The 14273-nt window shown below is 36.1% G+C and carries 12 protein-coding genes; 10 read left to right on the top strand and 2 right to left on the bottom strand.

The window, feature by feature from the left end:
• Positions 1 to 156: 156 nt before the first annotated feature.
• Positions 157 to 879 (bottom strand): ZIP family metal transporter, encoded by a 723-nt coding sequence (locus tag BLR86_RS20320; RefSeq protein WP_090765929.1) that lies wholly within the window; start codon positions 877 to 879, stop codon positions 157 to 159.
• A 291-nt stretch (positions 880 to 1170) separates the two neighbouring features.
• Between BLR86_RS20320 and BLR86_RS20325 the strand changes: the two genes are divergently transcribed.
• The 5 genes from BLR86_RS20325 to BLR86_RS20345 all read left to right on the top strand — a co-directional run bounded on the left by BLR86_RS20325 (position 1171) and on the right by BLR86_RS20345 (position 5000).
• Complete coding sequence (locus BLR86_RS20325) at positions 1171 to 1497, top strand: HMA2 domain-containing protein (RefSeq protein WP_090765933.1); 327 nt, start codon at positions 1171 to 1173, stop codon at positions 1495 to 1497.
• A 2-nt stretch (positions 1498 to 1499) separates the two neighbouring features.
• Positions 1500 to 2042, top strand: a complete 543-nt coding sequence (locus BLR86_RS20330; protein ID WP_090765936.1) for an HMA2 domain-containing protein — start codon at positions 1500 to 1502, stop codon at positions 2040 to 2042.
• Entirely contained in the window at positions 2032 to 4149 is a 2118-nt protein-coding gene (locus BLR86_RS20335; protein ID WP_090765939.1) for a heavy metal translocating P-type ATPase, read from the top strand. Before BLR86_RS20330 ends, BLR86_RS20335 begins: the two co-directional genes overlap by 11 nt.
• On the top strand, positions 4121 to 4705 hold the full coding sequence (locus BLR86_RS20340; RefSeq protein ID WP_090765942.1) for an HMA2 domain-containing protein: 585 nt from the start codon (positions 4121 to 4123) through the stop codon (positions 4703 to 4705). Before BLR86_RS20335 ends, BLR86_RS20340 begins: the two co-directional genes overlap by 29 nt.
• Positions 4706 to 4766: 61 nt before the next feature.
• Entirely contained in the window at positions 4767 to 5000 is a 234-nt protein-coding gene (locus BLR86_RS20345) for a hypothetical protein (protein ID WP_090765946.1), read from the top strand.
• Positions 5001 to 5299: 299 nt separating this feature from the next.
• Here BLR86_RS20345 and BLR86_RS20350 read toward each other — a convergent pair whose 3' ends face one another.
• Entirely contained in the window at positions 5300 to 6469 is a 1170-nt protein-coding gene (locus tag BLR86_RS20350) for an MFS transporter (RefSeq protein ID WP_090765949.1), read from the bottom strand.
• 479 nt (positions 6470 to 6948) lie between these two features.
• Between BLR86_RS20350 and BLR86_RS20355 the strand changes: the two genes are divergently transcribed.
• The 5 genes from BLR86_RS20355 (at position 6949) to BLR86_RS20375 (ending at position 14062) form a co-directional block, all read left to right on the top strand.
• Positions 6949 to 8280 carry an ABC transporter permease gene (locus tag BLR86_RS20355; protein ID WP_090765952.1) on the top strand — a complete coding sequence of 444 codons (1332 nt, stop codon included), beginning with the start codon at positions 6949 to 6951 and terminating at the stop codon, positions 8278 to 8280.
• 310 nt (positions 8281 to 8590) lie between these two features.
• Entirely contained in the window at positions 8591 to 9727 is a 1137-nt protein-coding gene (locus BLR86_RS26475; RefSeq protein ID WP_217642406.1) for a C40 family peptidase, read from the top strand.
• A 114-nt stretch (positions 9728 to 9841) separates the two neighbouring features.
• Positions 9842 to 10246, top strand: coding sequence for a GNAT family N-acetyltransferase (locus tag BLR86_RS20365; protein WP_254782396.1), 405 nt, complete (start codon positions 9842 to 9844; stop codon positions 10244 to 10246).
• Positions 10247 to 10753: 507 nt separating this feature from the next.
• A complete protein-coding gene (locus BLR86_RS20370) occupies positions 10754 to 12064 on the top strand; it encodes an MDR family MFS transporter (protein WP_090765955.1) in 1311 nt (436 codons plus the stop codon).
• Between the two features lie 726 nt (positions 12065 to 12790).
• Complete coding sequence (locus tag BLR86_RS20375) at positions 12791 to 14062, top strand: RidA family protein (protein WP_090765958.1); 1272 nt, start codon at positions 12791 to 12793, stop codon at positions 14060 to 14062.
• Positions 14063 to 14273: the final 211 nt, after the last annotated feature.

Here is a 14273-nt window from a genome sequence, read left to right on the forward strand (position 1 = left end):
GAGTCTGGCACCTTTTATCAGTATAAATAGCGTTATTAACGACCCATCTAACATTAACAAAAGGGCATGAATAATCATAAATGTTAGTCTTCAATTTGCTTATTTCTATAATTTTTGCCTAAATACAAAATATTTATGTGGAGGCACATATACAAATTACCTGAAAGATTCCGTTAAGCAGATCATTGTAATAAACCCAAAGATAAACGTAATGGTAGATGCTCGTTCATGTCCATCCCCATGACTTTCTGGAATTACCTCTTTATACACAACAAATAGCACGGAACCAGCAGCAAAAGCTAAACCATATGGAATTACATATTGAAAGAGTTCTCCTAAAAAATGACCAAAAATCCCAGCACATAATTCTATTAATCCCGTGATAGTAGAGAGAAAAATGGCCTTTAAACGACTTATTCCCTGAGCAACCAAGAATAAAGCAACTAAAAAACCTTCAGGAATGTTTTGTAATCCAATTGCAAAGGCAACAAGAGGCCCCAAATCAAGGTCACTACTTACATTTGAAATTCCTACAGATAATCCTTCAGGAAAATTATGAATCGACATGGCTATCATAAACAAAATGACATTGGCATGTCCAACCGGCTGTTTTGAATGGTCTAAATCAGTATGAGGAATCAGAATCTCAATTAATGTAAGTACAAATGTACCTATTAATATACCTACAACTAAAGTGGTTATATCTGAAAGTTTTAATGCAGATGGAATTAATCCATATGCGGAAGCAGCAACCATTATGCCAGCTGTAAAAGCTAATGTAATATCCTTTCCTTTATGTGATAAGTTTTTAATTAACAATACAGGAATTGCTCCAAGGCTTGTACAAAATGAAGATATTATAATAGGTAAAAGGGACATATATTATCCTCCACAAAGGTAATTGATATATCCTATGACGGCATGTAGAGAATAATGTTAATTCTTACATGATTGATAGAACACTCACAGTAAGATATAAATCCTCTTACATAAAAGTTAATTGAAACCAAGCATATTTTTCTATCTGTAATTTTAGGTAAAGTATGGTATCATGTAAGGAATGGTGTAAAAATAGAGAATATTCCAAATTGATTGAGTAATATTGTTTTAGTTATGTAAATATAAATAACGGAGAATTTACAAAAATACAAAAGTTGGTGTTGAAGAAGAATGCTTGGAAAAGTAACAGTGTTATTGTTTCTAAAACATGTCCGAAATAAGCTATCTAAGTACAACATTAACCTTGTTCATTTTATACAAGGCAGAATTCGGCTTCAATCCGATACCTGGATCGTGAACAAGGACCTAATTCATATGATTGTTAAACTTATGAATCGTGAACTTTTTATTTATCAAGTAAAGTTTACTAGGGAAACAGGGAGCTTGCTAATTACCTATGACACAGCATACTTAACAACACTGGATGAGATGGACAGTTGGTTTTCCATACTAGATGAAGTATATAAAAAGCAATATGGATCTAGGAAAGAAGGATGAGAATGATATCAACCTTTGTCGGCTTGGGAGCTTCCTTACTTGCTCCTAAATTACTTTCACAACTACGTGATCAAAAAATAAAAATTCTCCATGCAATGCCTGGAAGACTAAGGATACAGTGTGACAAGTGGAAAAGTGAGCTTGTTGCCTCTCATTTACAGAAGAAAATTAGTAGCCTACCACTAGTTGCTACCTGCAAAGCTTCAGGAGTAACAGGGAGTATTCTTATTGAGTTTATTGTACCAACTATCACTGAACAAGAATTTGATGAGTTGATGCAATTCATCGTACAAGAAGCATCTGATGCGATACTGGATACAGATGCAAAAATGATGAGAACGATGCAACAATCAATAACGATGATTGATAGGGGGATTAAAAGACAAACGAATGGATTTGCTGATTTTGATAGTTTGTTTGTCCTATTTTTGTTAGGTAAAGGTATTCATAGTTTTAGTACAGCTCCTGCCTTTGCAAGCAATTTACTCTATTGGGCGTATACTATTATTAAAGGGAAGGATCAGAGCGGACCATATGATAAATAGTGTGAAAGTTGCTCATTCGTTGCCTGGTAGAAGTCGTTTAACGATTAAAAGTTCATTGCGGCCAGTCTTAGTTGAGTGTCTATTTCGGGAAATTTCTGGTATATACTCTGCAACCTACAACGAAGTAACAGGCAGTTTAATTTTATATCATAACTGTAAACTTACGCTAAAGAAGATTTTAAAGTACATTAAACTTTACTTATTAAATAGAAAAAGGGAAGAAAAACAGGAATGGTTACATTATCTTAGCATAGTAGTTTGTGCTGGAGTGTTTTTTGCAAGCTGGTATGTAAATCGGAATCCTTTGTTAATGATATGGAGCCCAATCGTTCATAAGGTTGTCATTGCAACTGCTCTTCTTACTTCCCTTGATGTTATGAAGGATGGTGTGTTAAATGTACTTAAGGAACATAAACCTAATGCTAATACATTAACAGCTACTTCCATTTTAGCTGCGATATACATCGGAAATCCTGCCTCTGCTCTTGTTATTACGATGATGTCTACAGTAAGTGAACTTCTTACACAATATACAACAGAGAAAACAAAAAACTATATACGCTCTGTACTTCAATTAAATACAAACTATGCTTGGCGAATAAATAAAAACGGTGAAGAAGAAAAAGTAGAAACCTCAAAAATAATAGCTTCAGATCGTATAAAGGTCTACGTAGGAGAGAGAGTTCCAGTTGATGGAACGGTCCTATCAGGTACGGCTGCTGTAGATGAATCCTCTATAACAGGTGAGTACATGCCAAAAGAGGTAACAACTTCAATGAAGGTGTATGCCGGAAGCATATTACAAAGTGGTGAGTTAACAGTAGTGGCAGAGAAAGTTGGAAATGATACGGCTATATCCAGAATCCTTCAGTTATTAGAAGAAGCACAGGAAAAAAGGGCACCTATACAAAATATGACTGACACACTAGCTGAAAAAATGGTACCAGTTTCCTTTGGGTTGGCACTATTAACGTTCTTGTTAACAAGAAACGTAAATCGAGCGATGAATATGCTTGTCATCGACTTTGTGTGTGGTATTAAATTATCGACTGCAACAGCTCTTTACGCTTCAATTGGGAAAGCCGCAAAGAATGGTGCCATTGTAAAAGGAAGTAACCACATTGAGAGTATGTCAAAGTTGGGGACCGTTATTTTAGACAAGACAGGCACGATTACAGAAGGCTCACCAATTGTAAAGGATGTACTAACATATAATGGCTACTCAAAGGAGCAAGTGGTACAATTTGCGGCTGTAGCTGAGAAGAATTCTTCCCACCCAATTGCCGATGCGATTTTAAAAAAGGCAAAAGAATGGGGAATTAAAATACCGAATCGAGATCAACATTCACAGATGGAAACGATAGTTGGAAAAGGAATAAGTGCAAGCTTAGATGGTAAACAAATTGTTGTGGGTAGTCTTCGATTTATGAGAGAAATGAAGGTCAATATTGAGGAATACCTTCATAAGATTAATCAAGAGGATAATGTAATTTATGTTGCCTATAATCATTCACTTGTTGGTGTAATTAGTATATTTGATAAGATACGAAATGGTATGTACCAAACCGTTCAGCATTTAAGGCATCAGGGAATTAATGAGATTGTAATGATAACAGGAGATAAAAGGGCTGTTGCTAAAGAGACTGCACTACGTCTGGGCTTAGATTGGTATCATGCTGAGACCCTTCCATCAGAGAAAGCAGAATTTGTAAAAAACTATGGTCAGCGTCATACGGTAATGATGGTTGGTGATGGTATTAATGATGCTCCAGCACTAGCGCATGCTCAAATTGGTGTGACGATGGGCTCGAAACGCACAGACATAGCTTCAGAGGCAAGTGATATCATTATCACAGGAGATAACCCAACCATTTTGCCAGAGTTAGTTGGCTTATCCAAATTAACAATGAATAAGATTAAACAAAACTTTATAGCGACCTTCGTCATAAATGGGGCAGCCATCCTTCTTGGAGCTTTAGGTGTTATTACTCCAGTATTAGGGGCAGCTATACATAATGCTGCTACAATTGGTGTAGTGTTGAATAGCGCTACTATTTTATGGAAGGGAGATAAACGAATTGGGACCGAAATTTTACATTTTGCATGATATTCCTGGTAGAATTCGATTGCAAATCCTGGCTCTTCGTGATAAGACCTCTCATGCCGAAATTGAAGGAATGTTTTCATCGCTAAATGGCATCCGACTGGTGAGAATAGAACCGGTAATTAACACTATGTTGGTAGAGTATGACGATGGACATCTTTCTAGAAATAGTCTATTGCGGTATATTTCCTTATTTTTTCAACAAACAAGGTTTGATCCATTTGACTCACTAATGGTTAATCTTAAACCGAGGTTAAGAAGTGAATTATTTCGATCATTAGTAAGTGGACTCTTGTTATTTGCTGCGTATATGAGGAAAGCAACTGTTAAAAGACCAGATGCCTTTGAATATATAGCAGTTATTGCTACTGGTTATACAGTTTTGTCACATGGAACGAACAAATTAAATCACCCAGACGTGCTAACTGGAATTATCAGCCTTGTATCATTGGGAACAGGAAATATGCTTCATATCTCCACGATTACATGGGCCATTAATATTATAGAGATTCTTTATGACATCTATAAGAGTAACAGATTGAATTATGCAATGTATTAAGATAATAGATTCATATTCCAATATGAACTGATTATAAAAAAACTATTAGGAGGAAATTTCTATGGCATTAAACCAAGATTTTTTAATGGGGTTTGTATCTGGAGCAGTAGTAGGAGCAGTTGGTTATCGCTTGTATGAACAAAACAGCGGTCAACTAAATCGTTTAATTCAGCCTGAGGGAGGTGGAGCTAATCCTTTTAGGCAAAATTCAAACTCTTATCGTCCTTCAATGGAAGAATTAATGGCTCAGAAAGAACGATTAGAAGATCTTATTGCAGAAATGCAAGTAAAATAAGAAGAAGAGTACCATCTTTGGTACTCTTTTATCTTAAAGGTGGACAAGTATGAGCAAACCTATCTACATTGGCTACTATAGAAATAATCTTAATTTATTATTTATTTAGCTAAATTTCTTGGGATAATTCCTCTGGGTTAACTATAATGAATTAGAATGATTGTACCTGGGTTTAAACATAATGAATTAACTAGCTTCTGGGACATTACTGAAGAACATGGTGTTGATCATTAATGCGTATCGTAGACATGGCTATGTAGGAAAAGAATATACATTAAAAGAGCGCAACTTGAAATAACTCAAATTGCGCTCTTTGGTTTATAAGCAGTCTTTTTCTTACTGCTAATAGAAATGACGACAGTAATGAATGATAAGATGATGAATATTCCACCTGCAAATGGATTTACTTCGACTGAAAGTGTATCTACAATTCCAGCTCCAATCACTGAACCAACAGCAACACCTAAATGAAGAGCTGAATTATTCAAGCTTTGCTGAATTTCCGATGATTCAGGCGCTATTTCAATCAAATAAGATTGCATGGCCGGTGAAATCGCCCAACTGAGGATCCCCCAAATGATAATGATGGTGAGAAATAATGGAAAGAAATCTGTTGAGAATGGAAATATAAAGAATATAGCACTAAAAAAGACTAGGGCAATAACCATTGTTTTTCTTGATCCCCATAAATCTGCCATTACCCCGCCAAGACCTCCACCGACTACAGCAGAAAAACCAAAAATGAAATAGATGATACTAATCCAAGTAGCATTAAAACCAGTGGTTGCTTCTAAATAAGGCTTAAAATAGGCATACATAATCGTATGGCCTGTCATATAGAGGAATGTCGTTGTCAGCCCTAATGTGATTTTGTGATTTTTAAATGCTGCAAGCTGCTGCCTCAATGGAATTTGAGGTTTCGGTTGTATAGTCCCCATTAATACATGAACACCAATAATAGATAATGCGGTTAAAATAGTTATAAGTACGAATGGTGCTCTCCAGCCATAACTATCTCCGATGATAAGCCCGAGCGGTACCCCTAAAACTAACGAAGCACTTACTCCCACAGAGACAATCCCAATGGCCCTGCCTTTATACTGTTCTCCTACTAAGCTAGGAGCCATAACTAAACACAATATGATTAATAGCGCTCCACTTAACGCTAAAATAATTCTTCCTATAAACAAAATAGAAAAAGTGGGTGCAACTACTGTTACGATACAACCAATTAAAAAGATGTACAAGCAAACTAATGTTAGCCGTTTTCTTTCTATATTAGCTGTCATGACAAGTAAAATTGGCGCTGCAACTGCAAAAATGACAGCAAAAACAGTGATCAGCAAACCGGCTTGGCCGATGCTTACATGTAAATCCTCTGCAATCAAATCTAAAATCCCGCTAATGATCAGTTCAACCAGACCTATAATAAAGGATATGATCATTAAAAAATATATACGCTTATCCATGTTGTCTCCTTCCTAATTATATCCCAAACTATATACTATCTTTTGATGATAGTTTACTCAAGAATAAGATATTAATGTCACAATTACATAATGGTGAAACAGTCTATAAAGAGGTAACTCAACTGTTCCAAAATAAAAGAGATACCACCTACAAGGTTTCCATTGGTAATAAAGTCAATAGAAACAACTGATAATCATCCATTCTGGGTTGAAGGAAAAGGTTTGGTACTAGGCGAAGAGTAAAAAGCAGGTGATAAATTACAACAGGATAATGGAACTACACGAACATCAACAAAAAGACACTCCTTTTAAGAGAATACGTTAGACTTTCATTAGCATCTCTTTATGAGGTGCTTTTTGTATTAGAAAAAGATTGCCGCTCACCATAAAAATCATTAATTCTTCTTTTAAATATTCTCATTCAATATAGCAAATAACTAATGGGTATAGAGTAAATTCAAAATAAGGGGCATAACACCGTGAAACGTTTGTTTAAGATGAGTTCTACTTGGTTTCCTATTTGGTGTATTTTAATACTCATGTTGATTATGGTAGGTGTTTACATACCTGCCTTTGGAGGTGCGAATAAAAATTTAACAGATGTTCCTTTAATTATTGTGAACGAAGATAAGGGCAAGGCGGGAGATAGAATTTTATTAAATCTAATTAAAACGCAAAATGGAAATTCCTTTAAATGGGATGTAGTGAAAACGAAGGAAAAGGCATTGAACGATTTGAAAAATAATCAAGCATATGGTGCATTAGTAATTCCTGCTGATTATTCAAAACAGCTTACCAAAGTACACGATTTGCTTATATCCGGAAATGGGGTTGGCAAACCTGCTAAATTAGACATTTTATTGAATGAGGGGGTTGGCCAATCAGCTTCAATGATTGCAAGCAATACCTTACAAACAGTTGCTTCAGCCACTTCGAATGGGATTAGCGGTCACTTTAAAAGTGAATTAAACGAAAAAGGAATTACTTTATCCCCAATGAATGCCTCTTTATTAGATCGACCTGTACAGTTTACCATGAAAAATGTTCTGGGACTTCCGGTCAATTTGAATAAGGGTATGACTCCGTTCGTGATGAGCATCATTGCTTCTATAACAGGGTTGGTGGGAACCAATATGATTCGTGGGTACCTTGAGAAGAGCAATGGAATTCTTAGAAAGAAAGGCTACCCTTTACCTGAGTCGCAAATTCTACAATCAGCACTGTTATTGGCGATCTTATTAGCGTTTTGTGGCTCCCTTATTTTGCAAATATCGGTATTTGGATTTTTTGGCAGTGTACATGCTTCTAGCATTTGGTATATTTTCCTGTTTTCTTTGTTCTGTTGCTTAACTATGCTCTTCTTATTTAAAGCTGTTGCATTATTACTTGGCGGCTGGGGAATTTTGGTGATGTTCCCTATCAATTTTATGGGAATTTTTTCAAGCGGTGGAGCCATTCCACTCTCGACCTTGCCAACAGTTCATCGCTTTTTTAGTCTCATTTTACCCACTAGATATATGGTAGATGGTATGAGAGCGCTGCTATATTATCAAGGTAGAATGGAAGCAGGGCTTAGGGAAGCATTAGGGGCATTATCAATTTACTTTGTTGTCTCATTGGCTATCATTTTTGCCTTCATAAGCTTTGCGCAAAAAAGAGAGAAACAACATATAGCTGCTAAAAAGGAAGAAAAAGTCGGAATACTAGTGAATAATGAATTTCATTATCTGCTGCCTGCGGAACAGGGCGAACCTGGTTCTTCCCAACAGGTAAAACAGGATCCTAAGAACACTTCGAAAAATGATGAATGATGGCGACTCAGCAACTTTTTCCTTTGTGTTCTAACAATGATTTTTGTTACGGATTTGTCAATCTAACAATGAAATTTAACCTTTATTAATTGGGATTAAACTTGCAAAACGAGTTTAATCCTATTTTTCATTGTTTTTTCATCCCAGTAATCTTTGTTTTTTACAAGTTCCTTTGTACTATATTTTTTTCTATTAAATTACATTTTAATTACATTTTCGACTAATTCATTGTCTTTCCTACTTTTAGAAATTAAACTAGGAATAGATTTAGAAACTTATAAAATGATAGTGTATAAGAGGAGAATTTGAAATGGTAAAAAAGATATTAAAATATACGGTAGCAGCTTTCATCCTCGCCACAACATATCAAGCAACACCTACTTTTGCAGATCCAATTACAAATGGGCAAATTGATGCTACGAAGGAACAAATTAGTGACTTTGAAACGAAGATTCAACAATTAGATAACCGAATTAGCTTAGCAATGGAGAAGAGCCAAAAACTAAACGAAGAAATTAATAATCAACAAGCAAAAATTGTAGAAACAGAGGCTGAAATAGTAGAGGCTGAAACCGCTTTAAAAAGGCATAAAAAGATTTACTCTGAACGCTTAAAAAGCCTTCAATTAAAGGGAAACCAGTCAATCGTTACATACGCTGAACTTTTGCTTTCATCTGGCAGTGTTTCAGAGTTTTTTAATCGTTTTACTGCCATTTCACAAATTATTGAAAATGATACACAATTACTTAATGGTTTAAACGAAAAAGAACTATCGTTAAAAAATGCAGAGGAACAATTAACGAATCAGGTCAACCAATTAAAGCAGAGCCAAGTTGAATTAGCTGCTGAACAACAGCAGATTGAAGAGAGTAAGAAACAAATTGAAGATGATTTAGCTGCTGCTGAGGGGTTTTTACAAAATCAACTTAATCAAATGGCTCAACAAGAGGCACAGTTAGCTGCTGAACAAGCACAACAAGCACAACAAGCACAACAAGTGCAACAAGTACAACAAGCACAACTACAGCCGGAGCCCCAATCTTCAGTAAACCATGCAACAACACCTTCTGCTGTAGAAACGAGTGTAACTAGCTCTGCAACTGCAAGTGTGGTTATTGCCAATGCTAAACAATATTTAGGTGTACCATATGTTTGGGGAGGATCAACGCCAAGCGGATTTGATTGTTCTGGATATGTATCATACGTATATCGTTCTGTTGGTATTAGCCTTCCAAGATCATCACGGGATCAGCAAAATGTTGGAACAAGAATACCATTGAATCAATTGCAGCCAGGAGATTTAGTATTTAGGGGTTCTCCAGCCTATCATGTTGGAATTTATATCGGAGGCGGACAATATATCCATGCACCGCAAACAGGAGATGTTGTGAAAATTGCAGCATTTAACCCATCACAGTTCTCTAGTGCTTCTCGAGTATTGCGTTAATAGTAGCATTAAATTAAATAACAATAAAAAGGCAACAAAGCTTAATGGTTGTTGCCTTCTTTAATAGTGCAGCAAGGGGATTCTTCTATCTTGAAAAATAAAACTTTTGGAAATATACATATTACAAAAATTGAAAAGGAGAAGGTATGGAAATTGAGGCATAAAGTCATGTGGCCAGATAGGGACTTGGACTACGTAAAATTAGAAGATGATCATTTAGGGATTCATTTTGGACTTTTTAAGGAAAACATGCTGATTTCTGTTATCTCACTTTTTATAAATAATGAAGTTTGCCAATTTAGAAAGTTCGCAACACTCCAAACTGAACAAGGTAAGGGGTATGGAAGTACTTTGTTAGACTATGTAATGAATGAAGCAATGGACTGTGGCGTGAAGAGAATTTGGTGTAATGCCAGAAAGAATAAGCTTGGTTTTTATAAAAAATTCGGTTTACAAGATACCAATTACAGTTTTAATAAAGGAGGCAAAGCCTACGTTATAATGGAAAAAAATTTGTAGTACAAGAATAAAGATACTACTTCATGGGAGTATACTTTATAAGGGTTTTTAAGGAGTTTGCTAACAAATTGCTAACATAATTATAAATTAAACGAGGCTTTTCATTAGTTTTCCAAACTTTTGAAAGGCCTCTTTTTTTATGTTCCTTGTTAAAGTATCCCTGTCTTTTTATTTTTTTGCAAAAAGTGCCATCCATGGATAATTAGATATCTGACCTTGTTTCCTAAAGTACAATTTTGGAAATTTTTTCGTGTTCAATCCATTAAGAAAGGTTACATTAATTTGACATCTAAAGTTGAAATCTTAAGGAAAAGTTAAGGAACGAATTTCATAATGGGCTTATCAACATAAAACAAGGAGGAACTTTTTGGGATTTCTTTACACACCTGTTGGTAATAATTTATAATTTAAATGGATAATTAAGATAATTTTGAAATTTTAATAGACATTTGTTCCACCAAAGTGCTTTTATGTCCTGAAGATGTCAAAGTGAAATGAGGAAAAGAAATGAAAATGACGTTACAGGCTTATCGAAAAATGGATCGAAATATTTGGATTCGTTTTATCGGTGAATCGATTAATGGTATTGCGATGATGATGTTAATGCCCTTTTTTGCCTTATATATGAGCGATAAGGTGGATCACTTTTGGCAGGTTGGTGTGGTCATGGCGATGGGGCCGCTTGCCGGAGTGCTTGGTTCATTAATAGGAGGAAGGCTTGCGGATTCATATGGCAGGAAGCCTATTATGATTGTTTCAATGGTTGGAAATGGACTGGTGATGCTTGGTTTTATTTTTTTCGATGGCTTCTATCCATTCTTAGTAATATCGAGTTTTTTTGGCTTGTTTAATTCACTTTTTCATCCTGCGGCGTCAGCCATGGTCGCGGATGTGACGGATGAAGAGGGAAGGACAGAAGCATTTGGTTTGCTGCGAATGGGACACAATATTGGAGCAGCAATTGGTCCGTTGCTTGGTGCATCGATTGTGTTTTTATCAAAATCAGTTATTTTTATCATTGCTGCTTCATCCGTTTTTGTTTATTCCTTTTTTTTAGCGCTCTTGCTTTCAGAAACATTACCGAAAAATAAACGAAAAAAGGATACGAAAGTTCTTGATGAAGAAGAGAAACTGCCATCTATTTTTACGGTGCTCATCAAAGATAAAATTTTATTTTTCTATATTATCACAGGAATTGTGATTTCGATGGGATTTTCACAAACAGAAGGGATGCTTCCATTGCACTTTGATCAACAATTGCCGGGACTTTCCGATGCCCAAAATCCATATCCTTATTTAATGGCTTTTAACGGAGCGCTGGTCGTTTTCTTTCAATTTGCGATATCGAGATGGGCAAGTAAGCGTAAACTTGGTAAGGTCATGTTATTTGGTTCGGTTTTATTTGGTTTTGGGCTGCTTGCGGTAGGATGGCTGCCAATATTTTTTACAAAGTTACAGTTTTCCTTTTGGAGTATCCTTTTAATCCTTCTCATTATCTATGGAATATACACATTAGGGGAAATGCTCTTATCCCCGGTACAAATGACATTTGTAGCGAATATTGCACCTGAACATTTACGTGGTACTTATATGGGGGCAGCCAGTCTTCAGTGGATCGTTGGTAGTGCAGTAGGTCCAATCTTTGCCGGTTTTTTGCTTGATGCTCATCTTGGTCAGGTTCTATTTACGGTTCTCGGAATTGGTTGTATCGTTGCCGGAATTATTTATTTATCACTTGATAGATGGGTATCCGAAGCGAAGGAAAAGAATCAGATTCTTCATGTTAAAAAGGAAGTTACAGCAGTAGAACGAATTTAACATAAATCAGATAATTTAATCACCATTATGATTAAATTAATAATCTGCCTTTGTTTCATAGGATTCCAATAAACCACTATCTTTTGTGGAATATGAATCAGCAGCACAGTTTATTCTTCGACAATATATTTTTCTGGAAATATGGAAAAGCTCGGTTTAAAAGAGTTTACTGCACTTCTAATCAAACGTTTAGTTAGTATAAAAATTAGTTGGTGTTTATAAAAATATGTATTTTACTAGTTTCTATTGTCAGTTTTGGAGTGGATGCCTACCAAACACAACTTTTATCCGACAATTAATTCTCTCTAAACAGCCAAAAGATTGTTGAATTTAAGGACTTAGCCGGTATTTAATCAAGTGATTGATTAGTTGAATTGGCACTAATCAATCGTTTGATTAGAATCGCTTTAAATGCAGACAAACCTGGGTTGAATCCTCCTGGAGTGAAAAGAATATTGTCGATATAGGGACTAGTAAAAAATGGTCCACCTGATGATTATTGGAAATGGTGAATTTTTGTGCGTTGCTCCCGCTATAATTGCAACTTAACCACTCGAGGGGTTACTAACTCAAGTTTCACAGCAGAAATCAGGCATTAATGGCTTGATATAAATAGGCTGCGAGCTAAACCAAAACATCACTTGCTTAAAAACGGATTAACCCGGTTTTTTCGGTACATACTTAAGTTATAAATATTAAAAAATTGATCTAAAAGGGGAATACATCATGAGCGGCTATAACGCAGTATCAGCAAAAAATACGGAAAATGCTCCAAACGGTAACGGTCTGTATTCACAAACTGTGGCTTTCTCACATTACAATAATCTTTCAGCTCAATTACCTATCGAACCCAAAACAGGTAAATTGGTAGCTGGTGGTATAAAAGAGCAGGCTGAACAGTGCTTTAAAAATATCAAGGCAATTGTAGACAGCATCGATCATGTTATGAGCGATATAGTTAGAATCACGGTATTCGTTAAGGATATCAAAGATGTTGACGCTGTAAACGAAGTTTATAAAACATTCTTCCCAACCTATGTTCCTTCACGTACAACAGTTGCAGTTGTAGCTTTGCCTATGGATGCTTTGGTGCAAATTGAAGCACTTGTTTCACACGGTGAAGGTACAATTCCAAACGCACCACAAGCAGGCGACCTCATTAAGCTTACAAATAACACGGCAAATGCACCAACATGTCCTCTATCTACACAAACTGTATCTTTCTCTCATTACAATAATCTTTCAGCTCAATTGCCGATCGATCCAAAAACTGGCCGATTGGTAGCTGGCGGTGTAAAAGAGCAGGCTGGACAGTGCTTGAAAAATATCAAGGCAATTTTAGAAAGTATCGACGTTCCTTTTGATGATATTGTTAAAATAACTATCTTCCTTAAAAACCTGTCGGATACTGAAGCTGTAAATGGAGTTTATAAAACATTCTTCCCAGACTCGGCTATCGCCAGGACCGCAGCCTATGTCCCTGCACGAACAACAGTTGCAGTTTCAGCTCTACCTATGGATGCTTTGGTACAAATCGAAGCAGTGGTGTCACACGGAGATGGTACACCTCCACAAGCTGTTGAAGATAGACATGGAATCGTTATATATGCTAACAACACTGACAATGCACCAAAGAGTTCCCTATCTACACAAACTGTAGCGTTTTCTCATTACAATCACCTATCAGCTCAATTACCTTTGGATCCAAAAACTGGTGAAATGGTAGCTGGTGGTGTAAAAGAGCAGGCTGAACAGTGCTTGAACAATATTAAGGAAATTGTAGAAAGTATCGACCACGTTATGGACGATGTGGTTAAAGTAAATATCTTCCTTAAAAATATCGCGGATATTGATGCTGTAGACGAAGCTTACAAAACATTCTTCCCAAGCGGTGTTCCTGCACGAAGAATAGTTGGCGTATCAGCTTTACCTAATGATGCTTTAATCCAAATCGATGCAGTTGTATCAAATGCTGAAGGAACACCTCCAAAAGCATAACAGGCATTTGTTTGTAAATACAGGAACGATCAAAGTTACTTGTTAATGCCGATGGTGAATGTGGAATCGTATATCCTAGTCATAAAAAAAGAGGCTGTCTCAAATGAAAATTGAGACAGCCTCCTTCTTTTTAGATGAAAAGGGATCGAGATTTTAGTGCAAGGTGCCGAACAGAAATGGTGCCCATTCTGATCTTAAAAAAGCGGAGGAT

The organism is Bacillus sp. OK048 (assembly GCF_900103525.1).
Taxonomy (GTDB): domain Bacteria; phylum Bacillota; class Bacilli; order Bacillales; family Cytobacillaceae; genus Neobacillus.

Coding starts and splice junctions, on each gene's coding strand:
- BLR86_RS20370 (WP_090765955.1), top strand. CDS start 10,754: ATGAAAATGACGTTACAGGCTTATCGAAAAATGGATCGAAATATTTGG.
- BLR86_RS20345 (WP_090765946.1), top strand. CDS start 4,767: ATGGCATTAAACCAAGATTTTTTAATGGGGTTTGTATCTGGAGCAGTA.
- BLR86_RS20320 (WP_090765929.1), bottom strand. CDS start 879: ATGTCCCTTTTACCTATTATAATATCTTCATTTTGTACAAGCCTTGGA.
- BLR86_RS26475 (WP_217642406.1), top strand. CDS start 8,591: ATGGTAAAAAAGATATTAAAATATACGGTAGCAGCTTTCATCCTCGCC.
- BLR86_RS20325 (WP_090765933.1), top strand. CDS start 1,171: ATGCTTGGAAAAGTAACAGTGTTATTGTTTCTAAAACATGTCCGAAAT.
- BLR86_RS20330 (WP_090765936.1), top strand. CDS start 1,500: ATGATATCAACCTTTGTCGGCTTGGGAGCTTCCTTACTTGCTCCTAAA.
- BLR86_RS20335 (WP_090765939.1), top strand. CDS start 2,032: ATGATAAATAGTGTGAAAGTTGCTCATTCGTTGCCTGGTAGAAGTCGT.
- BLR86_RS20350 (WP_090765949.1), bottom strand. CDS start 6,469: ATGGATAAGCGTATATATTTTTTAATGATCATATCCTTTATTATAGGT.
- BLR86_RS20375 (WP_090765958.1), top strand. CDS start 12,791: ATGAGCGGCTATAACGCAGTATCAGCAAAAAATACGGAAAATGCTCCA.